Raw genomic sequence first — 25,437 nt, 5'->3', positions numbered from 1 at the left:
GTCCCGCGCAAACCGCCCGCCCGGCTTGAGAGCGGTTCGCCGGCCTGCACGGGCGGAGGCAAGGGCGCGGTAGGCGCCGCCGCAGGCGGCCGGAGCGCAGCGGAGGCCCTTGCCGGAGCCGGGGCAGGCGGTAGGATCGGGCTGGCCGGGCGGGCGGTACCTTCCCTACCGCAACTGCCCGCCGCCGCCCCAACGCCCGCACCCTCTCGGACCGTACTTTCCGGAGGTGCCACCATGCCCTTCAAGTCGCTGATCCTCACCGAGAAGCCCAGCGTGGCCCGGGCCATCGCCGACGCGCTGGGCGATTTCTCTCGCCGCGACGGCTACCTGGAGAGTCCCCAGTACCTCCTCACCTGGGCCGCAGGCCACCTCGTCGATCTCGCCCGGCCCGAGGACTACGACCCCCGGTACGAGCACTGGCGCATGGACGACCTCCCCATCCTGCCGGCGCGGTGGGAGCTTCGCACCCGCGACGGCGCTGCCCCCCACCTCCGTCGCATCGCCAAGCTCGCCCGCCAGGCAGCCGAGATCGTCAACGCCTGCGACGCCGGCCGGGAGGGCGAGCTCATCTTCCGTCAGATCTACGAGCACCTCCGCCTCCGGCTCCCCGTCCGCCGCCTGTGGCTTACCTCCCTGACCCCGCAGGCGATTCGCCAAGCCTTCGCCGTCCTCCGGCCGGGGAGCGACTACGACGGCCTCTACGCCTCCGCGCTGGCCCGGGCCCGCGGGGACTGGCTCGTCGGCATCAACGCCACCCGGGCGTTCACCCTCCGCTTCGGCTCGCCCGGCCAAGGTGTCCTCTCCGTGGGGCGGGTCCAGACCCCCACCCTCGCCATGATCGTCCGCCGCGAACACGAGATCCGGGCCTTCCGGCCGGAGCCGTACTGGGAGGTGCACGCCACCCTCTCCGCCGGCGGTCGCACCTTCCGGGCACGGTGGACAGGCCCTCATGGCCACAGGCTCCACGACGCCGATGCCGCTCATGCCCTCGCGCAGCGCATCTGCGGGGCCGTCAGCGCCGTCGTGATCCAGGCGGATGTCCGCGACGAGGCGCAACCCCCGCCGCAACTTCATGACCTCACCAGCCTCCAGCGCGAGGCCAACCGCCGCTTCGGGCTCACGGCCGCCCAGGCCCTTGAGGCTGCGCAGGCGCTGTACGAGGCCCGCCTCATCACCTATCCCCGGACGGACAGCCGGTACGTCACCCCCGACCTGGCAGCCACCTTCCCCGGGCTTCTCAAGGCCGTCCTGACCGTCCCGGGCTTCGACCACCTCGGCAGGGCCACCGATCCCTCCCGTGCCGCCCATAGCCGTCGCGTCGTCAACCCGACCAAGGTCACCGATCACCACGCCATCCTCCCCACGGGGGAGCGGCCGGCCGCCAATCTGCCCCGCGACCAGGCCCTCGTCTACGACCTGATCGTTCGCCGGTTCCTCGCCGTCTGCATGCCGGACGCGCTCGACCGGCGGGTCCGCCTCACCCTCGACGCCGGCGGGGAGCGCCTCGAGGCACTGGGCGTCACGGCGATGGAACCCGGCTGGCGGGCGGCCGACCGGCCTCCAGGCCCCGGTCCCGAAGAGGAAGTACCCGACGCGGACGCGGACGGGGGAAGCGAAGTGCCCGAGTTGCGCCCGGGCCAGGTTGTGCGGGTGGACGCGGCCGAGAGCGTGGCCAAGCAAACCCGGCCCCCGAAGCGGTATACCGAGGGCTCCCTGGTGGCGGCCATGGAGTCGGCTGGCCAGAACCTCGACGACGAGGCCGCCCGGGAGGCCCTGAAGGGGCGCGGCCTCGGCACGCCGGCCACCCGGGCGGCCATCATCGAGCGGCTGAAGCAGGCGGGCTACGTCCGCGCCCACGGGAAGGCGCTCGTGCCCACCGACAAGGGCGAGCGCCTGATCGACCTCGTGCACCGGGCTGCTGTACCGCTGCTTGCCAGCCCCCAGCTCACGGGCGAGTGGGAGAAGCGCCTGAACGACGTGGCCCGGGGCGAAGAGGAGGCCGGACGCATGGAACAGGCCATGCGGGCGTTCGCCGGAGAGATCGTGGCGGCCGTCCGGGCTGCCTCGCCGGAGCCCGGGGCCGGCGAGCCCCACACCCTGCCCTCGTGCCCGCTGTGCGGTAGCCCTGTGGTCGCGGAGCGGTTCGAGGTCCGCTGCACCCGGGCCGGGTGCGGTCTCCGGGTGAGCCGCCGCATCCTGGGCCGGGCCTTGTCGGACGCCGAGCTGGCCGCCCTGCTGCGGGACCGTCGGACCCCAGTCCTGGAGGGGTTCACGGGAAAGGCGGGCAAGACGTTCGCCGCTGCACTCGTCCTTCGGGACGACGGCAGCGGCGTCAACTTCGAGTTCCCGCCCGCCCCACGGGGCCGGGCGAAGGATCGCCAGCGAAGGGAACGCCGCGCCCGCCCCTCCCGCCGGCGGGCTGCGGCCGGATGAAGGAGGTGGCCGTCCTTGCCCACCGAATACCTGTCCGCCGCGCCGAGCGGCCGCCTCGCCGTGGGCGAGCGCGAGCTGCTGGCGGGCGACGTGATCGAGATCCTCGTTGCCGGGCGATGGGTCCCGGCCCGGGTCGAGTGGAACGACACCCGCCGGGAGTGGTACGCCGTGGTGCCGCAGGGGGCCATGGGGAAGGCCCTCACCGTTCCCCTGTGGCCCGGCGTGCTGGCCCGATTGCCCGAGCGCCAGAGGGGTCGATAACCCCCATTCCTGCCGGGCGTTCCAAAACCTGTTTTGGGACGGGGTGCCGATGAAGGTAGCGCTCTATGCCCGCGTCTCCACCCATGACCGGGACCAGGACCCGGAGACGCAGCTCGTGGCCCTTCGCGACCACGCTCGGGCCCAGGGATGGGATGTCCATGCCGAGTACGTGGACCGCGCGCCGGCCAACGACCTGCTGCGCCGGACGGAGTGGCGGCGGCTGTTGGACGATGCGGCCCGTCGTCGTTTCGGCCTGGTGCTCGTGTTCAAACTGGACCGGGCCTTCCGGTCGGTCAAGCACATGCACGACACCTTGGACGCGTGGGAGCGGATCGGCGTGGGCTTCCAGTCTGTGCGGGAGGGGTTCGACACCCGCACGGCCCTCGGGTGTCTCCTCTTGAACCTCCTCACCTCGCTGGCGGAGTTCGAGCTCGAGCTCATCTCGGAACGCGTGCGGACCGGCATGGACCGGGCACGCCGGCAGGGAAAGCACATCGGCCGGCCGTCGGTCATGCACTCCCCAGGCTTCGAAGGCCGGTGGGCGTCCGCGCGCTTCTTGCGGCGGAAAGCAGAATCCGGGCGGCCGCTCGCCGCGTCAGCCTCACCCGTGGGAGAGGATCACTTCTACCTCCCCAAAGTCCACCTAGGTCTTGGCGCTGGGTTCGTCGGACTAGCCAGCATCTGTTAGACCAGCCCCACAACGCGGCTTGGGACACCGCCCGACGTTGTTTAAAGCATCTCCCGTATTGAGCTTAGGGCAAACGCGTGCTCGTGTTCGCCTTGACATTGACAGTAAACGATGCCAATCTAAACTAGGGCTGCCCCCGAGATTCGACCAGCCAGTGGCCCAGTCCTTGACCGGCGGTTAGGCAACTTCCTTGGTCGACTTCACTGAAGTATAACTATTTGGTTTCCGAGCCACAGGGAGGCCGGGCCGGGTCCAGACGCGAAAGGGCCAGTCGTCGCCTGCGATGCGGCCCCAGAGGAGGTCGAGGACGTGGCCCGGAACCGCACGGAAGCGCGCGGTAAGTGACGACGAGTATAGCTGCGTCCGCGTTAACGCTGCAGGAGAAGAAGCGCGTCTTCGAGATTCTTCCGGGGGTGGTGCCCGTGCCTTTCTACACGCCGCTGCGGTACCCGGGCGGAAAGGGACGGTTGGGCCCCTGGCTCGGTGAACTAATGCGGTACAACCGAATCAGTGGCGGATGGTACGTGGAGCCCTATGCTGGCGGCGCTGGAGCAGCTATTTACTTACTGCTGGAAGGATATGTTGATCACATAGTGATCAACGACGTAGATCCGTTCGTACACGCCTTTTGGTGGGCGGTTCTTAACGACACGGAGGAACTGCTGCGCCTTGTCGCTGAGACACCGGTGAATTTGGGCACCTGGTACCTTCAAAAGCAAGTGCTTGCTTCGCCCGAGGCGTACTCCACTACCCAGGTGGGGTTCGCCACCTTCTTTCTTAATCGTACCAACCGCTCCGGTATCCTCTCTGGTGGTGTCATCGGAGGCCAAACACAAGCTGGCAAGTACAGGCTAGACGCTAGGTACAATAAGCGAGAACTCGCCAAACGCATCAGACGCATTGCAGCTCGACGGCGCCACATCAGTCTCTACTGCGAGGATGCAGTGCAACTTATCGAAGGCCTTCAATCGGATCTGCCCGCAAAAACCCTGCTGTACCTAGACCCACCCTACTATAGCAAGGGCAGCCAGCTGTACCGGAATTTCTACAACTCCGAAGACCACACCAAGATTTCTAAGGTTGTTTCGCAACTCAGGCACCCTTGGCTGGTGACCTACGATGACTGCGACTTTATCCGCGGGTTATATCAAGGATTCCCATCTGTCACCTTTTCGCTCTACTACTCAACCCACCTTTCTCGGCCCAAAGCTACAGAAGTAATGTTCTACGGGAATTTAATCCTCCACAGGGCACCTACCTTGAGGCGTTAAACCTACCGTTCCCAGCACTTCGCAACGAAGAAAGAGATTTCGTCCCATAGGGTGTTAAGTACTTGATCCGAGGGGTGGAAATCGGGGGAATGGACGTATTTTTGGAGGGTACGTACGTGTAACATCCCGCCTTGTTCACGGCTCCGCCTTATGATCAGCTCATGCTGGTCATCCGAGATTTCGCCCTGTTGATGCATGTGGTCTGCAACGGCCGCTACGTCTAGTACTAGTTTGTCCTCTTTTCCCAACCCATGTACTTCACGGTAATGCCCAACGCTAAACTCGATGAGCATTCGAAGGAGAACGGCGACCGCTATCGGGGTCTCGGTGACGTCCAGGCGTCCCAGTTCCGCCAGAACGTTTCGCACCTTTGTCTTGTCAGAAGGAACGTTGAAACCCGGACTGTTCCTTGGAAAAAGACGGCGCCTTTCCCAGGACGGCTTCGGAACTCGGACTCTCCTGGCAGTTACTTGTTGGTCACCTGCTGGGGTACCCTCGGTACGTGTGGCGCTGCCGGGATGGTTTGGCTGAGCGCCCGCCCCCGTAGGGGTCATCTCCGTTTCGGACGTCGCGTGCTGCGCGGGTTCAATACTCTGTGTTTCTGATAAGGGCGGACCGACTTCTGTGCGAACCCGCCTGACGTAATCGATTTGTTGACTCGGCTCAAAGACGTCCTGTACCTTCACTCTTCCCGTTGCGAGGTCGTGCAAAACAGTTTCGACCAGACGCCGGGCGCTTTCGGTGTCAAGGATGGGAACGAGACTATCATTGACCACCTGGAATCCCAGCATCTCCAATGTTTCTCGCTTCAGTATGCGGTTCAGAGTTGTAAGTGGGAAGTCGTTATCAACGCGGATGCCCTGCTGCTCGGCCCAAAGCACCAGTTGGACTGCCCGCTTGTTCTGGTCTGGGCGGTTATGCGTAAAGTTAAAGACTGCTTGTTGTAGGGAATCCCAGCGCTCTTGCCCAACCCCCTCATTCTCTCCAGTATGTTTCAGCTCGAGGTATCTGAGGATAACTTCCTCATCATCGCATGCGAGGCACTCAATGGAATCCGGGATCCTGGCTGCATATTCTGTGGCAAGGTTTTCAATTTCCTTCTTGAGAGCAGGGGCTGGGCAGAGGTCGGGGTCGTTAAGCAACTGGAGCGCCGCGACACGCCGGTTGCCATCCCGTACCACCCATTTTTCGGCAGTATTGCGGGATACGATGATGGGCTCAGGGGTCAGGCCACGCTCGGCGATATCGCGGAGCAAGTTCATAAATGTCCGTGGCCGCCTGAGGAGTTTCGCGATACAGTCCTTCTGATCCAGTCCGTTCCGGATCCTCGGATTTGCTGTGTCGAGCAATAATTCAAGTACTGGCACTGTCACGCGATAAAAGTGATCTCTGCTCATTCAGACCCGCGGCACCGGAAGCCCGTCTTCGAGTCGGGAGGGGCGCCGCTTCCTCCTTTCCGTACAAACTGAGTGGCATGCGGCCCTCCGGTTGCGTCAGGCCGTCTCTATACTTTGGAAACACAACCTCTCGTGAGCGACCAAGGGGACGAAATGACCTACGGCAACGTCACCCACCGCGCTCCCGATGCCGGTTGAGCCGGTAGCACCACTCTTCCTGGTGCGTCGTGCCAAACGAGAGGCCACCTGTGGAAACGATGCGACAGCTATACCCGCACCGGGGGCAGCGAAACGCATCGGGCTAATGAATCAATGCTGCCAAGCAATGCTGCCAAGGCGGTCTTCCCATGCCCCTTCTGTGGGGCAACGCTACTGGGGCTTCACAAGGGTCACCGGGTCCGGCTATACCGATCGCCCGTTCCTGACACGTGTGTTCAGGAATAGTATACCATCTCGAACACACCATCGGCAGCGGGCCGTTAGTCGCCCGACAGCCTGTTCTGGAAAGGGTTGCCTGTAAGGTAGTGCTGTACGCCAGGGTCTCTACCCATGACCGAGACCAGAACCTCGAGACGCAACTCGTTGCTCCGCGTGACTACACCCGTAGCCAGAGATGGGACGTGTACTTCGAATACGTTGACCAGGCGTCGGCAAACGACCTGGCGCACCGGGTGGCCTGGCGCCGCCTCCTGGACGACGCGGCCCGGCGACGCTCCAGCCTGGTGCTGGTGTTCAAGCTGGACCGGGCCTTCCGGTCCGTCAAGCACATGTACGACACCTTCGACGCGTGGGAGAAGATCGGCGTGGGCTTCCAGTCTGTGCGGGAGGGGTTCGACACCCGCACGGCCCTCGGGCGTCTCCTCTTGAACCTCCTCGCCTCACTGGCGCAGTTCGAGCTCGAGCTCATCTCGGAACGCGTGCGGGCCGGCACGAACCGAGCACGCCGGCAGGGAAAGCACATCGGCCGGCCGTCGGTCGTGCACCATCCGGGCTTCGAACAGCGATGGGCGGCAGTCCGGGACTAGCTGCTCGCCGGCGAGATCGGGTACCGCGCCGCTGCCCGCCGACTCGGGGTGGGGGTGGCGACCGTCCACCGTCTCCTGACCGCGGAGCGGGTGTTCCAAAACGGGGGTGCCTCGGACGGGGCCGCCAAGGCGCTTCCCTCCGGCAGCCCCTGATGCGTTCCAGAAGGAGATCCTTTTGGATCGACTGGGCCGTGGTACACTCAGAATTAAGGGCGATGCCCTGCTCATGGCCGGTTGCCCTTGTACTTCTCTCCCGTCTCGGATGCACCCAGTTCGTGTCGGGAGGAGTTCCCATGCACCTGACAGCTGCGGTCACTCGGGAAGGCAGTTGGTATGTCGCCCGGTGTCTCGAAGTCGAGGTGACGAGTCAAGGCCACACTGTCGAACAGGCCCTCTCCAACCTCAGAGAGGCCCTGGAGCTATACTTGGAGGACGCCCTCGGCGCCGCAAGCCCTTCCCCGCTCATCGCTCCGATCGACGTTGATCTTCCCACCGGCAGTGCGGGTTCTTCATGAGCATGTCGCTCTCCGTCCTGTCCGGCTTCGAGGCACCGTGGGCACTGGGGCCAGAAGGGAAGTCACGCCAAAACTGCCGCCACTCATCGGAAAGGAGGCGCCGGTACCATGGGCCTCGAACGGCCCGTGCCGGATTTCCTGGCACCCCTGTTCTGGGACGTCAACCTTGCCTCCCTCGGTCCCGGCCATGAAGCGTTTGTGATCGAACGCATCCTAAACTATGGGGATATTCCGGCCATCCAGTGGATGTGGCGGACCTTCACGGACGAGGCGATCGTCGCGGTGGTCCGGAATTCGAGACGCCTGACCCGGAAGGCAGCCAGCTTTTGGGCGCTCATCTATGACATACCGCCCGATGAGGTGCGGTCACTCGGGGCGGAGGCGGATTGGACAGGTGTTTCCCCAGGCAGTTCCTGAACCCGTGAGGCTCCTTCTACCCGTCGTCGGCCCCCCAGCGTCGCAGGCGGGATTTTACCTCGCGGGTGGCACCGCGGCCGCGCTTCAACTGGGCCACCGGGAGTCGGTGGATCTCGACTTCTTCTCGCCACACGCGTTCGATCCGGAACGCTGGCAAGGGCAATTGGCGCGGCTGGGCAACATGCAGGTGCTCGATACCGCGCCGGGCACTCTTCACGTGCTCCTGAATCAGGTGCGCTTGTCGTTCTTCCACTACGACTACCCGCTGATCGCCCCTACTGTCGACTATCAGGGCCTCACCCTGGCAAGCCTGCACGACATTTCGCTCATGAAAATTGCGTCAATCTCTCACCGGGGGGCCAGAAAGGATTTTGTCGACTTGTACGTCATTTCGACCCGAGTCTGGCCCTTAGCTCAAGCCCTCGACAGCCTGCCCCGCAAGTTCACGGGCAGATATTCTCTCGCGCATTTGCTCCGCAGCCTTCAGTACTTCGAAGACGCCGAACGCGAACCCATGCCACGCCTCATCGACCCGAGCATTACTTGGCCTAAGATCAAATCCTACTTTCAAGACCAGGTACGTCTCTACGTACGTAACCTTAGATCACAGACCGAGTGGCTGGATCGCTAATCCTCATCCTCAGGACCGCATCGGCTTGCTGACCGACCGGGTCCTCGTTCTATCGTGGGTCTACCGCGACTCGTACTACCTGCCTGAGCCCTGGTTCTACCCGCCCGAGCTGAGCATCCGGGCCATCCAGATCGTGGAAAACCCGGGCGCTTTCCTGGACCGAAACATCTTCGTATTCGATAACGTACTTCAGAGGGCGTAACCCCGACACCGGGAGGTGGGCTCAACATGAACCACCGTGATATCGAACCCATCCTCAAGGAGTTTACCACCTCCCTCGTCCGCGCCCTTGGCCCCGCCTTGAAGCGGGTCTTACTCTTCGGCTCATATGCCCGCGGCGAAGCCGGCCCTGATTCCGACATCGACGTGCTGGTCGTGGTCGAAGGCAACGGCTCCACGAGAGAGCAGGTGATCGACGTCGCCGCCGACGTCAGTCTCAAGTATTCAGTCGTACTCGCACCCCTGATCCGAACGGCATCTGCCTGGCGGCGCCTTGAAGCCACCCAAGCACCGATCACCCAGAGCATTGCCCGAGAGGGGATCGTCTTGTGGCCGAACCCAACAAGCTGAACGCAAGGCAGGAGTGGCTCTTGGCGCAGGAAAGTCTGTCCGCCGCCGAAATCCTCCTGGATCACGGCAAGACGAGAAGTGCCGCCAACCGCGCCTATTACGCCATGTTTCACGCTGCCTCAGCGGCTTTGTGGCTCCTCGGCGCCGGGCCCTTCCACAAGCATGCAGCGGTCATCAGCGAGTTCGGCCGCCTGCTCGCAGCTCCTCAACTTATTCCCCGGCACCTTCACCGCTCGCTGATTGACGCAGAGGAACTCCGACACGCCGCCGACTATGACCCGAGTGCCCCTATCCCCTCGGGAGACGCCCAACGCCAGGTGGAAGCCGCACGGACCTTTCTCGCCGTGATCGCGCAACGCTTCAAGCAACTCTTGCCAGAGTCAAAAGGCCCCGACCTTACTCCGTAAGAACGTGTGACAGTCCGGATCCGCCGAAAAGTATCTCCTGAGCCCCGCCCGCACCGGGCCGGCGGGGCTTCTTCTTTGCGCTTCACAAGAGGTGGACCTATGCCAGCGCTTTCCGAAAAGGCCCAAGACGCTCGAGCAATCGCCGTGGCGGCCCTCGACCGCCTGGCCGCCGACATCGCCTCCGGCGTCCCCGACGCCGTGTACCGCTACGCCGCCTTCCTGCGTCACTTCCATCGCTACAGCCTTGGAAACCAGATCCTCATCTTCACCCAGCGCCCCGACGCTACCCTCGTCGCCGGGTTCAACGCCTGGAAGAAGCTCGGGCGGCACGTGAAGAAGGGTGAGAAGGGCATCGCCATCCTCGTCCCCCTGGGGGTTCCGCCGCTGAAGCGGGTCGACCCCCTCCAGGCGCTCCAGGAGCAGCAGAAGGACGACACCGAGCGCGACACCCTCCTGGCACCGCCCGGGGAGGAGCGGGCCCAGGCCGTCCGGTTCGGCGTGGGCTACGTCTTCGACGTGTCGCAGACGGACGGCCAGCCCCTCCCGAGGTCCCCCATGCTCGTGACGAGCCAGGTGCGGCCCGCCGACGTCGCGGCCACCGAGCTGGCGATCCGCAGGAGCGGGATCGTCCTCGAGCATGCACCCATCCACCAGGCGGGCGTGTACGGCTACAGCGCCGGCGGTCGCATCCGCATCCGTCCCGGTCTGGAGGGCGGGATGCACCTCCGGGTGCTCCTCCACGAGTGGGCCCACGAGATCCTGCACAACCGCAAGGCCCCGGACGCCGGGGAGATCCCCAGGGCGGAGGCCATCCGGGAGCTGGAGGCCGACGCCACCGCCTGCGCCGTGGCGGCCGTCATGGGCTACGACTTCGGGCGCGAGGCGTGGGCCTACCTCTCGCCGAGGGGGGTTACGCCGCAGCAAGTCAAGGAGGCGCTGCCCCGCATCCACCGGGCGGTGCAGGTGATCAGCCGAGCGCTTGGACTTGATCGTGAACGGGCCGCCGACTTCGGCGGCCCTGAACGTTGAGGGGAGGAATCACCGTGGCAACCGTATGGCCTGACCCCGACCTCGACCGCGCACTGGGTGAATACCTCACGTGCCTGGGACGCGCTGAACAAGTCCTGGCGACAGGCCAGGCGGTCGGCTTCCGCTACTGGCTCGACGGCGCCCATGCTTCGCGGCGCGACGTGGAGTCCGCCCTACGGCACCTCGGCGCCTTCGCAGAGAACGCTGCCTTTCAAACCGCCGTCATCGACCTCCTCTCGAACGCCTACCGGGCGGCAGAAGCCGGCGAGACCGCCCGCGCCCAGGCTCACCTTCGCTCTGCCGCCGCGCTGGCCCGATGGGTGCGGAACGCCGCGTCCCGTTACGTCCAGACCCCGCAGCTCTTCGACGCGGAGCCGTACCGGGCCAGGTTACACGTCCTCGCCGGGCGCGGAGCGAATCGGGAGACGTGGACCTACCTGTTCCCGTCGGACCAGGATGCCGACCGGACGGCTGCTGCCCTCCGAGACCAGTACGGCCGCCTCCGATCCGTGGTGGGCCCCGCTACCGCGGCAGAGGAGATGCGGGCCCTCGTGGAGGACATGGCCGCGCGGAGGGGCGGGCAGCTCATCGACCACGAGCCGCCGGCGAAGGACGTCGCCTTGGTGATCCTCCGGGAACTCGCCGCCGCACCCGCAGGGGCTACTCTCCGGGCGGCCACCTTCCTGCATGGGCACTCGGGTCTGACCCGCGCGGAGGCAGCCGAGGCCCTGGCACGGCTCTACCGGGCCGGGATGATCCAGGTCGTCCCCGCAGCGCACCGCGGGCTCTCACCCGGAGGGCGGCCCGTGTGGGCCATGGGGTACGCCATCACCGACCTGGGCCGCCAGGCGCTCGCCGGCAGGGTGCCGATCCCTCTTCCCCGAGCCCTCAACCGGACCGGGATTGACCGGTAGCCTGTTACCATCGGGCCGTCCTCCTCGACGGCCCATCTGGTCCGACGGACAGGCCCATCGGGCCTGTCCGTCCGCATAGGGTTTCTCGCAGTCTCGCCGAATCCCAGCGAGAGGAGGACGTCCCGTGGCGCGCCGCTTGAGTAAGCCCGTGCAAGAGCGCGAGCTCATCATCGTGCCTGTCGGGACACCGGAGGAAGCCGAGGCCGCCCGCAAGCGGGCCATGCGAATCCTCGCCGACTGGATCAAACGTCAGCGTGCAAAGGAGGTACAGACCGGTACGTGAGGTGCGCGATCTACGCGCGGGTGTCATCCGACGAGTCGGCCGAGAGGGGCCACAGCATCGCATTTCAGCTGGAGGAATGCCGCCGCCACGCGGAGCGCCTAGGCGCCACCGAAACCCGCGAATACCTCGACGAGGCAGTCTCGGGGGCCGTTCTCGAGCGCCCTGGCCTCCAAGCCCTCTTGGAGGCTGTCCGGCAGCGGGAATTCAACCTGGTCGTCGTGTGGGATCCCGACCGGCTCGCCCGCAACCTGGCCCATCAGTTGCTTATTACCGAACAGATCGAGCGCTACAGCCGACTCACCTTCGTGAAGTTCGACATGACTGGCACCCCGGAAGGCCAGCTTTTCTATCAGCTCCGCGGTGCAGTGGCCCAGTACGAGCGCGAGAAGATCCGCGAGCGCATGATGGCCGGCAAGCGCCAGAAGGCGAAGGCCGGCCGGCTCCCGTACAGGGTAGATCCCTATGGCTACCGCTACGACCCCGCCACTTCATCCATCAGCGTGATCCCCGAAGAGGCCGAGGTGGTCCGCCGCATCTTCCGGGAGTACGTAGAGCTGGGACGGGGCCTCAACGGCATCGCCCACGGCCTTGCCCGAGACGGCGTGCCATCCCGTCGAGGCGGTAACTGGCACCGCCAGATCGTCCGCCAGATCGTCATGAACCCCGTCTACATGGGCGTCTATTACGCGAACCGCCGTGACATGACCGGCGTGGGGCTCAACCGGTACCGTCCCCCCGGGGAGAAGGTGTGGGCGCGCGAGCGCCCCCGGGAGGAGTGGATCCCCGTTCCGGTCCCGGCCATCATCGACCCGGATACCTGGTACCGGGCGCAAGAACTCATGGCCAGGGCCAAACAACTCTGGTCACGCCACCGCGAACAATACCTCCTCTCTGGCCTCGTCAGGTGCTCCGTGTGCGGCAACACCATGACGGGAGCCAACCGGAAGCACTGGGGAAAGTACCGGCGTACCTACACCTGCCGCAAGAGCTTTGCCGGCGCCCGCCATCCGGGGTGCGGGCAGGAGATCTCGGCAGACCGGTTGGAGGCCCGGGTGTGGGCGGAGGTCGAGGCATGGCTCCACGATCCTGACCTCCTAGTCGCAACGATTGATGCGCCCGACACCGAGAGCCTCGAGCGCGAGCTCGCGGAGGTCGAGCAGGCCCTGGCCAGGACCGAGGCTGCCCAAAAGCACATCCTCCTTGTGTTGGAGCGCCAGCTCGCAAACCCGGACGACGCCCTCGACTCCCTCAACCGGCTCAAGGAGCGCCAAACCCACCTGCTCGCGAAGCGGGACACACTGCGAGCCCAGCTCGCGGGGCGTCTCCGTTCCACCGAAGAGGAACGTCGGGCCCTCGCCGCTGCCCTGCAACACTACCTCCGGCGCCTTCAGGAGGACCCCTCGATGGAGACCCGGCAGCAGATCGTCCGCCAGCTCGTCGTCGGAGTCGAGGTGAGCGAGACTCGGATCACGGTCCGAGCCCGGCTACCTCACTACACGTCAACTAGCGGAGCCCCGGAAGTCGCCCCGGTCATGGTGTTGAAGCCCGTATCTTGAGGCACGCTCGCCATCCGGGTGTCCAGGGGATTCATTGACTCCGGCCGCTCCGCCAACGCGCATTCGGCACGGTATGTCACAGCAGTGAAACGTAGCCGGCAACGGGCGTGTTCTGCAGTGCGTTGGCAAACCGTTCATCGGCGGTTACGAGCAAACCGTCTTCCGCAATGGCCACGGCCAGATAAAGCGCGTCATACACGGTGCACCGGTACCGGGTCGCGATGTCGAAGGCAGCTCGCACGTACGGTTCAACCGGGTAACACTCCACCGGCCGCGTACCCAGAAAGGCATCCACAATCTCGCCCCCCTCAGGGGCAGACAGGCTTCCACGGCTCACTTTCTTCCAGATGATGTTTCCGAATTCGGACAGGATGAGTTCGGGAGCCAGGAGTTCATGGCCACCTTTCAGGATGGCCACCGCCCGGTCGCTGGCTACCTCCGGGACGTACCACTTCACGGCTACGCAAGCGTCTACCACGTAGCGGGCCATCAGCGGCTCCGGTCATGCCGCTGCTCCTCGGCGCTGTCGCCGAAATCGCGGCCGGTTTGGGCCAGACGAGCCCGGATGGCATCTGCCACTTCCGCTGCCGACCTGGGCGGGCTGCGTCTTGCGGCTTCCCGCAAGATCATGGCCAGTTCCTGCTGGAGCGAGCGACCGTGCTGCTTGGCCCGGTTCTTGAGGACCTCTAGGACCGGTCCTGGTACGTCCCGGATCAGAATATCGGGCATCGCACCCACCTCCCGGCTATGCTAGCACAATGATATCAATCAGGGGAGGTGCCCGCAAGGCTGCCGCCTATCGGTAGCCGGTACGCTGGCTTTCTCCCATTGTTTCCCGCGCCGCGGAGTCATCGAAAAGTCGTTCTCGATGCACCGCGCCGCATAGGTAGCCAGCCGGGTGCCCTTGTCGGGCTTGAACGTGCCGATCGCCTTGATCAGACCCACGGTACCGATGCTGATCAGGTCGTCGGTCTCCTCCCCGGTGTTGTCGAACTTCTTCACGATATGGGCGACCAGCCGGAGGTTCCGCTCGATGAGAACGGCCCGGGCCTCTTCATCGCCCTGCTGCAGGCGGCTGAGGTACCGGGCCTCCTCCTCTTCCGTGAGGGGCTGGGGGAAGGTGCTGGAGTTCGAGACGTACCCCATGAGGAGCATCAGGCCACGCACGATGGCTTCGGCCAGGCTCCCGAGCAGGCCCACCACTGGCAGCCACCTCCTGGCGCGGGCCCCCGCCACCCGCGCCGCGTGTGCCACCAGTATATGGGAGGCAGAAGGCGCGTGTGCCTGTCCGCTCCGGGGTCAACGGCCGCCCCGGCAACGCCGCGGTACACCGGCGTGTCGCCCTCAGGAACTTCGCCCCGTCGGTCATGTCGCTCCGGGAACAACGCCCCCCATGCTATCATGAAAGCGGCGTCGTCATTCAATTGGGTCATGGGGGCAGCCCACCGTGTCCGAGTGGACGTTCCTCACCAACCACGCCCAGGTTCTGCTCTGCATCGCGCGGAACAGCCGGTTGACAGCGAGGGAGATCGCGGCCACCGTGGGCATCACGGAACGGGCAGTCCAGCGTATTCTGGACGACCTCGAGGAGGCCGGGTACATCAGCCGTTTCCGCGATGGGAGGCGGAACCGCTACGAAGTCCACCCGGAGTTGCCGATGCGGCACCCGGCGCAGCGGGGACGCGCCGTGAAGGAGCTGTTGAACCTCCTCATGCCATCCGAAGAATAGACAGGCGCTCACGTCTTGCCACCCGCCTCCTCCGTGCATGGAGGTTTGAACCCCCCACTGGCGCGACTTGACATACGACATATGTTTCGTGATATCATGGCCGTGATTTTGCGCCGCGGTTCGGGCCGCGCTCGCCCCCGGCACCGGACCGCAAACAGGGGGTAAACGATGCTGAACGTGCCAGCGCTCATGGCGGAGAATCTCGTCTCCCCGCCTGTCCTTTTCTTCCTTCTGGGCACCACAGCGGCGTTGCTCAAGTCCGACCTGTCCTTCCCCCGGGAGCTGAGTTCTGCCCTCGCCCTCTACCTGATGATGGCCATCGGCTTTCGGGGCGGCGCCGAACTGGCCCACGCCGGCCTGTCCGAGCAGGTGGTGCAGACCGCCCTGGCGGCCCTGGTCCTCGGATTCCTCTTGCCCGGCATTGCGTTCCTGATCCTCACCCGGCTTGGCCGGCTCGATCCGGTGAACGCCGGGGCGATCGCCGCCCACTATGGGTCGATCAGCGCGGTCACATTCATCACCACGACGAACTTCCTCACCTTTCTGGGCGTAGGCTACGAGAGCTACATGGTGGCCATGATGGCCCTCATGGAGGCGCCGGGGATCGTCAGCGGAATCCTGCTGGCGCGGGCGTTCTCCACCCAACCAGACCGTGCGGTGACGAACCGAACCGTCTTTCTCCGGTCTCTGGTTCGCGAGGCGCTGTTTGGGGGCAGCGTGATCGTTCTCCTGGGAAGCTTCGCCATCGGCATCCTCACCGGGAAGGAGGGGACCGAGCTACTGAAACCGTTTGTCCACGACCTCTTCCCGGGCGCGCTCGCCCTCTTCCTCCTGGACATGGGCCTGACGGCGGCCCGCCGCCTCGGTGACTTCATCCGCCTCGGCCGGTTCCTGCTCGGCTTCGGGGTGGTAATGCCGCTCATCGGCGGGAGCCTCGGCGTGCTGGGGGGGCGACTCGTCGGGCTCAGTCCGGGGGGCGCCACGCTTCTGGCCGTGCTTGCCGCCAGCGCGTCGTACATCGCGGCTCCTGCCGCCGTCCGCCTGGCTCTTCCCGGCGCCAACCCGTCGCTCTCGATCACGCTCGCGCTTGGCGTGACGTTCCCGTTCAACGTTCTGGTCGGCATCCCGGTTTACTACACGCTGGCCCGCCTTCTCCTCCCGTCCTGAACGTTCCTCGTGGCCGCAGCCGGGCCCGCGTGCACTGTGCCGGTCTGGCCCGGCGACTAGCCGCTCCCGGCGTTACATGACACCCCGTTACCTCACGGTCATGGCCGGACGGGGGGGCGCGGACAACGAACCCCACGCCGCCGACACCGCCACGTGGGACGCCGGAAGGGGGCGGCGCAGTCCGCCCGAGGGGACCGCACGAGCCTGCAGTCCGCCCGCAGCCGGCCCTGGGCTGGGGTGTGACCTCGGTCACCGACGGCCGCTCCCCTCCGGCCATCATCGGAGCCAGTACCCGAGGGCTCAACAACTCACTCACAGGAACACCCGCAGTGCGCGTGGAAGTCTCCGCAAACTGATGGGAAGGAGGTTCCAGCCGTGGCGGTGTGGCGCTGTTCGCTGTGCGGCTTCGAGCAGGAGAACCGGTGCAAGCCCCGCAAGTGCCCGAACTGCGGCGGCAAGGACAGCTTCGCCAAGAAAGAGGCGGAAGGCGAGGCGAAGACCAACAAGAAGAAGGCGATCTGAGACAGGTCCGTTCCCGACGGCCTCTCCGAGGCGGTCCGTGGGCGTCCACCCGGACGCCCACGGACCTTTTCATCGCCGGACCCCGGGCCCGAGTCTGCCCAAGGCACCCGGAGGGTCGCACGCCCGGCTGTCTCCGCAGAGGAACCAGGCACATGAGCAAGGAATAATTGCCTCATATGCATCTCCGTCAATCTTGCTTGGCTCAGTGAACGTCGGACGTGAATGGCTTCCGCTCAAGTCACGGGGTGACGTCGGTCGTGACGCCTGTGTTGCTCCGCCGAACGGGTGTGGCGATCGTGTTGGCCACACTCCTTGTGGGCCCTTTTCCGGAAGGACTGTTCTTCCCCGCCGAATTCCGCCCTGCCATCGTGGCGTTGGCACTCGGCTTCGTGCTCTGGTCGACCGGGGTGTGGTGGGGCGGGGGTCTCCTTCGCCCGCTGATAACCGGAGTGGAGCAGGCAGCAGGTGCCCTTTTGGCGCTCTACGTCGTCGCCACGGCCGTGGCCGTGTTTCCGCAGGGGCACGTGGACGTTACGCTCCAGCACGCCGCGGCGCTCATGGCCCTGTGGATGGTTCGAGAGGAGGTGGCCCGCAGCCCGGGTCGCCTCGCCGCCCTCGGCTGGGCAGTCGTGGCGGGCGGACTCGCGGTCGCGGCCGTGGCTCTCTCTCCGTATGCGGGCAGGGGAGTCGCCGACCAGGAGACGCTCACGGCCATGGCGCTCATCGGCGCGGACGGGCGGCTCGGGGCTTCTTTCCAATACCCGAACACCGCGGCGATCTACTTCGAGGCCATAGCCCTGCTGGCGGCCGGACTCGCCGTGTCCAGTCGCAGGCGCGTTCCCGCATACGCTGCCGCAGCCGCAGCCGTGTACATCCTCTCCGTTGCCTTCGTTCTCGCGGCCTCTCGGGGGGCGGTGCTCGTTCTGGCATCCGCGCTGCTCCTGCTCCCGGCCGGTCTGCCCGCGGGTCGGCGCATGCCTGCCTTCCTCCTCCTGGCCGGGCCTCTGGTGGCGGCCGCCGCCACAGCCCGTGGGTTCATGGAGAGCGGTGCGTGGCGTGATTGGACCGAAGCCCTGAAGTGGCTGAGCCTGGGCACCCTGGCGTCGGTGGCAGGAGGCGTGGTCCTGGCGGCCCTCATGAGTGCACCTCCGCGGCTGCGGGGCTGTTTCATCGTAGGTATGGTGGCCGTTGGGGGGCTGGTGTCCGGCGTCGGTTTCACAGCGACGAGTCCGGCCGACCTGGTGCGTCGCCACCTCCCGCAGCACGCCGCCCGGCTCCTGGACATGGATTGGCGCACACGAAACGCCCTCCTCCGTTTTTACTACGATCGCGACGCCCTGAAGATCTTACAGGACCGGCCCTGGCTGGGGGGCGGCGGGCGAGCGTGGGAACGGCTCTACCACCAGCACCAGACCTTCTGGTACGCAGCGTCGGAAACGCACAACGGCTTCCTCCAAACCGCAACAGAGACCGGGGTGCCCGGCCCCGCGGCACTCCTCGTCTTCTGGGCGGTTCTGACGTACACGGGCTGGAAAGGTGCACACGCAAAGGGGCCCGAGGGCACGCGCGCCGCCGTCTGGCCCCTTGCGGCGGCAGCACTCACGATCGGGCTTCACAGCGCTGTGGACTTTGACCTCTCGTACTTCTTCGTTCAGCTCTTGATATGGACTCTCGCCGGAGCAATCGCCGGCGCGTCCTTCCCGACACCCACCGTGGACCAAGTCGCAACCGATGAAGCTCCTGCCGAGCAACGCCAAACAGGACCGAACACCTCGCCTCGCTGCGGGCGGAGCCGCAGGTCAGGTACCGCCGCCCTGCGCGGTGTTCACCCAGCTCTGGCCGCGGCGGCCGGAGCCGTGGTGCTCGCGGTGGCCCTTCCCCACGCGGCATCGGCGGTGGCCACGCACCGGGCGTGGAAGCGGCTGGACGCCGGCGACTCCGCCGGGGCGATCTCACTTTTCCGGCTGGCCGCCCGGCTGGCCCCTTTGGACCCGCAGCCGCACGTGGGGCTGGCGCGAGCGAACCCGGGCAAGCGGGAGCAGATCGACCACCTGGCCGCGGCCGAGGCCAGGGATCCTTACTGGTTCCTGTGGCACGAGGAAGAGGCCACCGCGCACCTCGCCCGGCAGGACTGGATTGCCGCCGCCCGGTCGGCGGAGCGAGCCCTGCGGCTGGCTCCGACCCGGGCCCAGGCCTACTACCTTGCGCTGGGCGCGTACGGCGAGGCCGCGATCGAAGCCGTGCTCACAGGCGACCGGTCAGCCGGTGAACGATTGGCCAGGCGGACCGTGGATATCGCCGAGCAACTCGTGCGAAGGCGACAGGCCACAGAACCCGTGAAGCACCTCTGGCCCGATGCGCAGCCTGCGCTCACCCCGGTCTTCCATCTCAGGTACGGGCAGGCGCTGGCACTTCTCGGGGACCCGCGTCGGGCTGTTCCTCACCTCGGAGAAGCAGCGAAAAGTGCCGCGCACCGGATTCAGGCCGAGATCTGGCTCTACCTGGCACTGGAAGCGGCCGGCCAACGAGACCAGGCTGCAGAGTTGAAGAACCGCCCGTGGGTTCGGGCCCTGGACATCAACCCCGTGCGCGGCGCCCTCCGATCCGTTCAGGTGGACCGGGCAGCCGGCACCCGCTACCTCTTACGTGCGCCGTAGTAATGGTAGTCATAGTAACCGCTCCGTGCCCGGCCCGGCACCCCGTCCAGGACGACACCCAGCACACGCGCCTTCACGGCGCTCAGGGCTTCGTGAGCCCGGCGGGCCAGCGGATGGCTCACCTTGTTGGCCCGGACGACCAGAAGGGTTCCGTCCGAGACCGCCGCTAGGATGGGGGCGTCCGCTACCGCCAACACGGGAGGCGTATCGTACACGACCAAGTCGAATTGCTCGAGCAGCGCCGCCATGAGGTGGCGCATGCGCTGGGAGCCGAGCATCTCGGCCGGGTTGGGCGGGATCGGTCCACTTGGCAGGACCCGGAGACCTTCCACTGGAGTCTGCGCGAGCACCGACCCGAGGTCGGCGGCACTGGTCAGGACGGATGTGAGGCCTCTCCAGAGCCCGTGCGACAGGCCGAAGGTGCGGTGCACCATGGGACGGCGGAGGTCGGCGTCCACCAGCACGACGCGCTGCCCGGACTGGGCGAACGCGACCGCCAGGTTGGCTGCTGTGAGGGTCTTGCCCTCCTCGGGCCCTGCACTGGTGATCACGAGACTCGCAAGAGGCCGGTCGAGGCCCATGAACTGGAGGTTGGTGCGCAGGACACGGAAGGCCTCGGCGGCCGGCGACCTTCGCGCCAGGACGGTCACGAGCTTGGGGTCGAGCCCGTCGCTCACGGCTCCTCCCCCCCAGACCCGCTGATGGCCGCCGCGGCGCTCCGCTGCCCGCTGCGGCGGGAGCGATACACCGCAGCCGGCACGCCGGTGGTTTCGGGACGGCCGGTCACGGGCGGCACCTGAGCGCCCACCGGTTCGATGATCGGGATGACCCCGAGAACGGGGAGCGCCAGGCGCCGCTCCACATCCTCCGGCGTTCGGAGGCGCGTGTCGGCCAGTTCCACCACGAAGATGAGACCCAGGGCCACCATCACCCCGAGCACCAGGGCCAGGGCGGTGTTCAGAAGGGGCTTGGGCCTGACGGGCGTCCGGGGTACCTCGGCCGGGTCGACGGTCCCCACGTTGTCCAGGCGAATGAACCGCTGGATCTCTTCGACGAAGGCGGCGGCGATGGCGTTGGCGGCGTCGGCGGCACGTCGGGGATCGGTGTCCTGCACGGCGATCTGCAGAATCTCCGTGTCCCGTACCGGGGCGACCCGGACGGCCCTCTGCAACCGGTCGGCCGTCAGGGTGCCCCCCAGCCTGGCCGCCGCCAGTTCCAGCACCCGGCGGCTCTTGGCTACCTCACCGTACGTCTTGGTGAGGTTGCGGTACAGGAGCAGTGTCTGGTAATCGATGGCGCCCGATTCCTTCTTGACGACCCAGAGAGTGGTCGACGCCTCGTAGACGGGCTCAAGCACGTACAGGCTCACCCCGGCCGCCGTGAGTGCGGCCACCACGGGCACGACCAGGAGGATCCACAGGCGCCGCCGGACGATGGCCAGTAGCTCCAGGAGGTCGACCTCCTCATCCTCCATGGTCATTCCACTCCCTCCCGCTCTCTCCGCCAGGACCTTCCCGCCAGGATCAGGGGATGGTAAGGGCGGGTCGGGCGGCGGCTCGCCGCCCGACCCGCCCTGAGCGGTCATGCCAAGCGGAAGCCGGTGCTCGTCCCTGCGAAGTCTATCGGATCCCTGCCAGGATGCGGGACACCAGGACGGCGATTTCTGCCCGAGTCACGACACGGTCCGGCCGGAACGTGCCGTCGGGGTAACCCATGAATAGCCCCTTCTGATAGAGGGCCACCAGGTAGCCCAGGGCGTCCGGGGGCAGCCCACTGACGTCCGACCACGGTGGGCTTCCGGATACGGGCTCAATTTTCAGGGCCCTGGCGAGCACCAACGCCACGCCCACCCGGTCCATCCCGTCGTCCGGCCGCTTGGCCTGGTTCTCGCCGATCCAACCGACGGACCTTGCCAGCTCGAGGGCCGGATCAGCCCAGTGCTGTCCGTCGACTCCCACCTTGGGACTGAAGCCCAGGAGCCGGAGGAACACCATGACCGTCTCGGCCGTCGATACCTGGGCGTCGGGGCGGAAGTTGCCGTCCGGATCACCGATCATGAGCCCCGCGGTTCGGAGCTGGTTGATCGCACTCGAGGCCCAGTGGTCCGCAGGCACGTCCGCCGGCGGGGAAGTGACCGGCGTGGGTTGGAGATGCGGCGGCAGGGGAACCGGCTTGGGCGGAGGCGCGCTCGTTCCCCCGCCACCGTACACGCCCGTGAGGGAACTTGCCGGTGTTGCCGCCAGCAAGACGCTGGTGATCAGGGCAACCGCAAGAAGATGCCGTCGGCGCATGGCCTCACCTCCGTGGATCTCCACCGTCTCAACGGGCCGTCAGCCCGGTCGAGGCCAGTTCCTGGAGGATCTCCATCTCGGCGAGTTGGTCCGTCTTGCCCAGGGCGGCAGCCCGTTCCAGTGCCGCGGCGAGGGCGGGAGGACGGGTGCGGAGCCCGTGGGCATCGCTCGCCACCAGGGTGGCCGATCCTTCCTTGAGGAAGCGCTCGGCCAGCCGCTGGGCGGTGCGCCCGAAGTCGCCCAGCAGACTGCCGGCGCTCAGCATGGCCAGCACGCCCCGCTCGGCCATACGGGCGAGCCGGTCCGGGCGCTCCTGAATGGCCCGGTTCCGCTCCGGATGGTTGATCACCGGCACGTACCCCGCCACCGCGAGCTCGAAGAGAGCCCGCTCAGTGAACCAGGGCAAGTCCTGGTGGGGCAACTCTACGCAAACGTACCGGGTTCCGGCGATGCTCAGGGCATCGCCCCGGCGCAAGAGGCGGACGAGGTCCGCCCGTAGCGGCAGTTCCATGCCCGGTAGGATGCGGACCTTGAGGCCGGCTGCCCGAGCAGCGTCCTGGAGCTTCCGGACCGCCTCCAGAACCTGTGGACCGGAGACGCCGTAGCGGCTGCCCACCCCGTGGGGAGAGGCGACCACCGTGCTCGTCCCGTCCCGCACCATGGCTTCGAGGAGATCCAGAGCCCCGGCGCTGTCCGCAGGGCCGTCGTCCAGACCGGGGAGGACGTGCGCGTGCAGGTCGATCATCGCTGCCCCACCCTCCTGCCACAGACCGCTCGCCGGCCCGGGCACCGGCAGAGCCGGTCCCGCTCACGAGATCGCGCAGGTGGTTCGGCAGGGCTGGCCGCAGGTCCGCCGCGCGGGCCACTCGACCAGGGAGAGCACGTCACCGAGCGGCTCGCCCGCACGCAGGTGGCGGGCCTCGTGGTTCGCGTGCCCCGGTCTCAGGGGCACCTTCTGGCGAACGAAGTTGGATGTCAGCCAGGTCGGGGATGCTGCGGATTCGCTCGATCAGATCCGCCCTGCGCAAGTCTTCTCGGTGCCGCTCCAGCTCGGGGACGCGGCCGAAGGAGCGGTGATCGATGGGCGGCATCTCTTCCGGGTGGGCCTTGGTCGAACGAAGGAAGGTTCCGAGTCCCACCACCCCGGGATCACGGCCTTACAGATCGCGGTCATGCGGCTCTCCTCCATGGAAATGCGATGGTGCGAGTCAAGCTTTCCGAGCGTACGGAATGCCATAGCCCATTTTCCTTGCACGACAACGATAATTATGGCGCAACGGATCCGAGCGCTTCAAGGCCCATGTCGTGGATTCTTTGCGGCGAGGGCAGATTGGAAGGTGCATCACGCGGCTTCGAGGTATTCTACGCCAGGGGGCGGGAGGTGGGGCTTCGATTTGAAGAGCACTGGGGCTCGACTCCGTGCGTTGCGCAAGAGCAAGGGACTCACGCAGCAAGACGTGGCCAGCGCGCTGAACGTCAGTCGCCAGACCATCGACAACTACGAACGGGATGTGACCGAGGCCAGCTACGAGATGCTGCGCCGCCTCGCCGCGATCTACGGGGTCACCATTGATTACCTGCTCGGGAACACGGACGATCCTGTCCGCCGCCGCACCCTCACCGACGACTGGGAGGACCTCCTGCTCGACCTGATCGCGGACGGCCTCACGCCCGAGGACGTTCGGACGGCTGTGCGTGCCTGGAAGGCTTTCCGTTCCGCAACCTCTTGATCGGATGGTCCTCGGGCATCAGCTCGACGGCCCGCTCGATCAGGGCATCCGCCCAGGCGGTCACCCCTTGGTCCATGGCTCGCTCCGCCTCTTTCCAAAGATTCTCCCACTTTTCGGCCACGGGCCGTTTCCCCCCACTTGCCAGCCCTGCCCTACCCAGGACTTCCCCTGCAAACCGTCCGTAACGAACACGCCCCAGGTCCGCGACTGCGGTCACAGGGGCGCGGTTGACCCGTATTTCTCTCAGGCCCTCTCGGGCGTGCCGACCCCCACCCCGTCTCCGGTCCGGTCACGCCCCGGGCGACAAGTCATGCCCGCCTCATGATGGCATAAGTCCTTTACTAAACAGTTAACGCTCAACTTGAGTCTACCGCGTAATTTCAGGAAGTGCAAATAGAGGCTTTCTATCCCTGCTGTGGACTGGAGCCCGGACGCCCATTCGGGAATCCCGCCGGACAGGCCGTCCCCAGGTGTTCTCTCTTTCGACGTTTCTCTTCTTCATGATCTCCCCGGAGTCCTTCCTTGGACCGACTCCGGAAACGGCGCTGGGTGACGTGGCGGTCATAGCCGGCTGATCACCGCGACGAGAGCGCCCACCGCCACGGCCACCCCCACGGCGAGGAAGAAGAGCGGCCACTGCCGCCACTGCCGCATCCGGTCCCACAGCCGCCGCCAGGCGGGGCGGTGCCGCCGGCGGCGGTGGCGGTGCTCGTTGGGGGCATCCGCCAGGGCGGAAAGGGACGGCGCTGTTGCCTGCGACGGGGCGTGCGGCCGGGGCGCGGTGGTCGAGCGTGGCTGTGAGGTTTGCTCCATCCTTGAACCCCCTGAGGAAGACTGGGCATCACGGGTGGTGCACATCCGTTCCACTGCGCCCGCGCCGCAGGGACCAGCGCCGGGTGATGGGCCGGATCAAGGCGCGTCCGAGTCGTCACCCGGCACCGGTGCGCGGCCTCCCTGGCCCCGACGCGGCAGCCGCACGGTCGCGGTCCCCGCCGCGGTGCGGGCACCGTCGCTGTTCGTCAGCTCCAGTTCGACGTCGACCTCCCCCGACTCCGGCCGCACGGCCGTCACCGTCCCGGTGCAGCGCAGGACCGTGCCGGGGACGTCGAAGCCGAGGTAGCGGCAGGTCAGGCGGCGGATCCACCCCTGCGGACCCACCCACCCCATGAGGAGGCGGCCCATCAGGGCGAGCTTGAGCGGTCCGTGCACCACCACGTCCGGCAGCCCCTGGGCAAGGGCGTACGCCTTGTCGTAGTGGATCTCGTAGAAGTCGTTGGCGGCAGCGGCCCACTGCACCAGGTGGCGGGTGGTCACCGGCCCGAACTCGATCGGGCCGAGGGCCGTCCCCACCGCGACGTCCTCGACGTAGCGTTGCGTGAGCATCTTCACCGTCGCACCTGCCCGCCCGTCAGCGCTTGATGACCTTCGCCCGGTTGATGAGGACGGCCTCGCCGCGCTGGTTGTAGTACGTGGTTTCCGTCTGGATGACGACGAAGAAGCCGCTCTTGCCCTCCTTCGCCTCGATCCCGGTGATGCGCGTCTGGGCCGTCAGCGTGTCCCCGGCCACGACCGGCCGCAGGAACTCGAGCTCGTCCTCCCCGCGGATCCGCCGGCTCACCGGCAAGGGGATCTGGAAGTCCCGCTCGCCCCCGGAGCGCATGGCCGTGATGAGGAAACCGGGCGGCATGGGGATGCCGCCGTGGATCGACGCGGCGGCCAATTCGGGGTCCCGGTAGAGCGGGTTGTCGTCCTCGATCGCCTCGGCGTAGCGGCGGATCGCCCCCCGCTCGATCTCGAGCGGCTCCCCCGGACCGGTCGTCCGGCCCACCCATTCGGCAGCGATGGCTTCGACCTGCTCCTTCAGCGTCATGCGACCACCTCTGCGGAGGAATTCGGGCGCAGGTGCGGGCTTCCTGCATGGGTCGACCAGCAGGAATGCGGCGG

Annotated in this window: 30 protein-coding genes; 19 read left to right on the top strand and 11 right to left on the bottom strand. The window is 66.5% G+C overall.

Annotated features, from left to right (window positions below; all coding sequences use genetic code 11):
* Positions 1-234 precede the first annotated feature (234 nt).
* From caldi_RS04135 to caldi_RS04120, 4 genes are all read left to right on the top strand, one after another.
* A complete protein-coding gene (locus caldi_RS04135) occupies positions 235-2,433 on the top strand; it encodes a type IA DNA topoisomerase (RefSeq protein WP_264843847.1) in 2,199 nt (732 codons plus the stop codon).
* A 15-nt stretch (positions 2,434-2,448) separates the two neighbouring features.
* Complete coding sequence (locus caldi_RS04130; RefSeq protein ID WP_264843846.1) at positions 2,449-2,694, top strand: DUF5348 domain-containing protein; 246 nt, start codon at positions 2,449-2,451, stop codon at positions 2,692-2,694.
* 49 nt (positions 2,695-2,743) lie between these two features.
* Positions 2,744-3,382, top strand: a complete 639-nt coding sequence (locus caldi_RS04125) for a recombinase family protein (RefSeq protein ID WP_264843845.1) — start codon at positions 2,744-2,746, stop codon at positions 3,380-3,382.
* Positions 3,383-3,723: 341 nt separating this feature from the next.
* Entirely contained in the window at positions 3,724-4,653 is a 930-nt protein-coding gene (locus caldi_RS04120; protein ID WP_264843844.1) for a DNA adenine methylase, read from the top strand.
* Between the two features lie 2 nt (positions 4,654-4,655).
* On the opposite strand, the gene caldi_RS04115 is transcribed toward caldi_RS04120, so the two are convergent.
* The gene (locus tag caldi_RS04115) at positions 4,656-5,915 is read right to left on the bottom strand and encodes a ParB/Srx family N-terminal domain-containing protein (RefSeq protein WP_264843843.1); all 1,260 of its coding nucleotides are present in this window, start codon (positions 5,913-5,915) and stop codon (positions 4,656-4,658) included.
* 563 nt (positions 5,916-6,478) lie between these two features.
* On the opposite strand from caldi_RS04115, the gene caldi_RS04110 reads away from it, so the two are divergent.
* From caldi_RS04110 to caldi_RS04065, 10 genes are all read left to right on the top strand, one after another.
* The gene (locus tag caldi_RS04110) at positions 6,479-7,075 is read left to right on the top strand and encodes a recombinase family protein (RefSeq protein WP_319951795.1); all 597 of its coding nucleotides are present in this window, start codon (positions 6,479-6,481) and stop codon (positions 7,073-7,075) included.
* 623 nt (positions 7,076-7,698) lie between these two features.
* Positions 7,699-8,007, top strand: coding sequence for a DUF6922 domain-containing protein (locus caldi_RS04105; protein ID WP_264843841.1), 309 nt, complete (start codon positions 7,699-7,701; stop codon positions 8,005-8,007).
* Between the two features lie 106 nt (positions 8,008-8,113).
* Positions 8,114-8,638: a hypothetical protein gene (locus caldi_RS04100; RefSeq protein WP_264843840.1), complete on the top strand. Its 525-nt coding sequence runs from the start codon at positions 8,114-8,116 to the stop codon at positions 8,636-8,638.
* Between the two features lie 25 nt (positions 8,639-8,663).
* Complete coding sequence (locus tag caldi_RS04095) at positions 8,664-8,840, top strand: hypothetical protein (protein WP_264843839.1); 177 nt, start codon at positions 8,664-8,666, stop codon at positions 8,838-8,840.
* 26 nt (positions 8,841-8,866) lie between these two features.
* A complete protein-coding gene (locus tag caldi_RS04090) occupies positions 8,867-9,208 on the top strand; it encodes a nucleotidyltransferase family protein (protein ID WP_264843838.1) in 342 nt (113 codons plus the stop codon).
* Positions 9,187-9,615 carry a HEPN domain-containing protein gene (locus caldi_RS04085; RefSeq protein WP_264843837.1) on the top strand — a complete coding sequence of 143 codons (429 nt, stop codon included), beginning with the start codon at positions 9,187-9,189 and terminating at the stop codon, positions 9,613-9,615. The genes caldi_RS04090 and caldi_RS04085 overlap by 22 nt, the downstream gene beginning before the upstream one ends.
* Positions 9,616-9,714: 99 nt before the next feature.
* The gene (locus caldi_RS04080) at positions 9,715-10,644 is read left to right on the top strand and encodes an ArdC family protein (RefSeq protein ID WP_264843836.1); all 930 of its coding nucleotides are present in this window, start codon (positions 9,715-9,717) and stop codon (positions 10,642-10,644) included.
* 14 nt (positions 10,645-10,658) lie between these two features.
* Positions 10,659-11,558: a hypothetical protein gene (locus caldi_RS04075; RefSeq protein ID WP_264843835.1), complete on the top strand. Its 900-nt coding sequence runs from the start codon at positions 10,659-10,661 to the stop codon at positions 11,556-11,558.
* Between the two features lie 124 nt (positions 11,559-11,682).
* Complete coding sequence (locus caldi_RS04070) at positions 11,683-11,841, top strand: hypothetical protein (RefSeq protein WP_264843834.1); 159 nt, start codon at positions 11,683-11,685, stop codon at positions 11,839-11,841.
* On the top strand, positions 11,838-13,397 hold the full coding sequence (locus caldi_RS04065; protein ID WP_264843833.1) for a recombinase family protein: 1,560 nt from the start codon (positions 11,838-11,840) through the stop codon (positions 13,395-13,397). Before caldi_RS04070 ends, caldi_RS04065 begins: the two co-directional genes overlap by 4 nt.
* 76 nt (positions 13,398-13,473) lie before the next feature.
* Here the strand turns inward: caldi_RS04065 and caldi_RS04060 are convergent, their stop codons facing one another.
* Genes caldi_RS04060 through caldi_RS04050 form a run of 3 tightly spaced genes read right to left on the bottom strand, consistent with a single transcriptional unit; the run spans position 13,474 to position 14,600 of the window.
* On the bottom strand, positions 13,474-13,887 hold the full coding sequence (locus caldi_RS04060) for a type II toxin-antitoxin system VapC family toxin (protein WP_264843832.1): 414 nt from the start codon (positions 13,885-13,887) through the stop codon (positions 13,474-13,476).
* The gene (locus caldi_RS04055; RefSeq protein WP_264843831.1) at positions 13,887-14,126 is read right to left on the bottom strand and encodes a FitA-like ribbon-helix-helix domain-containing protein; all 240 of its coding nucleotides are present in this window, start codon (positions 14,124-14,126) and stop codon (positions 13,887-13,889) included. Before caldi_RS04055 ends, caldi_RS04060 begins: the two co-directional genes overlap by 1 nt.
* Positions 14,127-14,165: 39 nt before the next feature.
* Positions 14,166-14,600, bottom strand: a complete 435-nt coding sequence (locus caldi_RS04050; RefSeq protein WP_264843830.1) for a sigma-70 family RNA polymerase sigma factor — start codon at positions 14,598-14,600, stop codon at positions 14,166-14,168.
* Positions 14,601-14,844: 244 nt separating this feature from the next.
* Here caldi_RS04050 and caldi_RS04045 point away from each other — a divergent pair, with 244 nt between their 5' ends.
* The 4 genes from caldi_RS04045 (at position 14,845) to caldi_RS04030 (ending at position 19,472) form a co-directional block, all read left to right on the top strand.
* Positions 14,845-15,126 (top strand): helix-turn-helix transcriptional regulator, encoded by a 282-nt coding sequence (locus caldi_RS04045; RefSeq protein ID WP_264843829.1) that lies wholly within the window; start codon positions 14,845-14,847, stop codon positions 15,124-15,126.
* Positions 15,127-15,294: 168 nt separating this feature from the next.
* A complete protein-coding gene (locus tag caldi_RS04040) occupies positions 15,295-16,293 on the top strand; it encodes a sodium-dependent bicarbonate transport family permease (RefSeq protein WP_264843828.1) in 999 nt (332 codons plus the stop codon).
* Positions 16,294-16,668: 375 nt separating this feature from the next.
* Complete coding sequence (locus caldi_RS04035) at positions 16,669-16,815, top strand: RCKP-type rubredoxin-like domain-containing protein (protein ID WP_264843827.1); 147 nt, start codon at positions 16,669-16,671, stop codon at positions 16,813-16,815.
* A 473-nt stretch (positions 16,816-17,288) separates the two neighbouring features.
* A complete protein-coding gene (locus tag caldi_RS04030; protein ID WP_264843826.1) occupies positions 17,289-19,472 on the top strand; it encodes an O-antigen ligase family protein in 2,184 nt (727 codons plus the stop codon).
* On the opposite strand, the gene caldi_RS04025 is transcribed toward caldi_RS04030, so the two are convergent.
* From caldi_RS04025 to caldi_RS04010, 4 genes are all read right to left on the bottom strand, one after another.
* Positions 19,451-20,149 (bottom strand): CpsD/CapB family tyrosine-protein kinase, encoded by a 699-nt coding sequence (locus caldi_RS04025; protein ID WP_264843825.1) that lies wholly within the window; start codon positions 20,147-20,149, stop codon positions 19,451-19,453. The two genes, caldi_RS04030 and caldi_RS04025, sit on opposite strands and share 22 nt — an antisense overlap.
* Positions 20,146-20,952, bottom strand: a complete 807-nt coding sequence (locus caldi_RS04020; protein ID WP_264843824.1) for a YveK family protein — start codon at positions 20,950-20,952, stop codon at positions 20,146-20,148. Before caldi_RS04020 ends, caldi_RS04025 begins: the two co-directional genes overlap by 4 nt.
* Before the next feature lie 139 nt (positions 20,953-21,091).
* Entirely contained in the window at positions 21,092-21,763 is a 672-nt protein-coding gene (locus tag caldi_RS04015; protein ID WP_264843823.1) for an S-layer homology domain-containing protein, read from the bottom strand.
* A gap of 28 nt (positions 21,764-21,791) precedes the next feature.
* On the bottom strand, positions 21,792-22,508 hold the full coding sequence (locus caldi_RS04010; protein WP_264843822.1) for a tyrosine-protein phosphatase: 717 nt from the start codon (positions 22,506-22,508) through the stop codon (positions 21,792-21,794).
* Between caldi_RS04010 and caldi_RS17605 the strand changes: the two genes are divergently transcribed.
* A complete protein-coding gene (locus caldi_RS17605; RefSeq protein ID WP_319951820.1) occupies positions 22,423-23,493 on the top strand; it encodes a helix-turn-helix domain-containing protein in 1,071 nt (356 codons plus the stop codon). The genes caldi_RS04010 and caldi_RS17605 overlap by 86 nt on opposite strands.
* Before the next feature lie 561 nt (positions 23,494-24,054).
* Here caldi_RS17605 and caldi_RS04000 read toward each other — a convergent pair.
* The 3 genes from caldi_RS04000 to caldi_RS03990 all read right to left on the bottom strand — a co-directional run bounded on the left by caldi_RS04000 (position 24,055) and on the right by caldi_RS03990 (position 25,363).
* Positions 24,055-24,306: a hypothetical protein gene (locus caldi_RS04000; protein ID WP_264843821.1), complete on the bottom strand. Its 252-nt coding sequence runs from the start codon at positions 24,304-24,306 to the stop codon at positions 24,055-24,057.
* Positions 24,307-24,402: 96 nt separating this feature from the next.
* Positions 24,403-24,876 carry a MaoC/PaaZ C-terminal domain-containing protein gene (locus caldi_RS03995; protein ID WP_264844725.1) on the bottom strand — a complete coding sequence of 158 codons (474 nt, stop codon included), beginning with the start codon at positions 24,874-24,876 and terminating at the stop codon, positions 24,403-24,405.
* A gap of 25 nt (positions 24,877-24,901) precedes the next feature.
* Positions 24,902-25,363: a MaoC family dehydratase N-terminal domain-containing protein gene (locus caldi_RS03990; RefSeq protein WP_264843820.1), complete on the bottom strand. Its 462-nt coding sequence runs from the start codon at positions 25,361-25,363 to the stop codon at positions 24,902-24,904.
* Positions 25,364-25,437: the final 74 nt, after the last annotated feature.

Source organism: Caldinitratiruptor microaerophilus, from assembly GCF_025999835.1.
Taxonomy (GTDB): domain Bacteria; phylum Bacillota; class Sulfobacillia; order Symbiobacteriales; family ZC4RG38; genus Caldinitratiruptor; species Caldinitratiruptor microaerophilus.
Note: the sequence above shows the minus strand (reverse complement) of the source record. Positions and strands in the feature narration are given on the sequence as shown.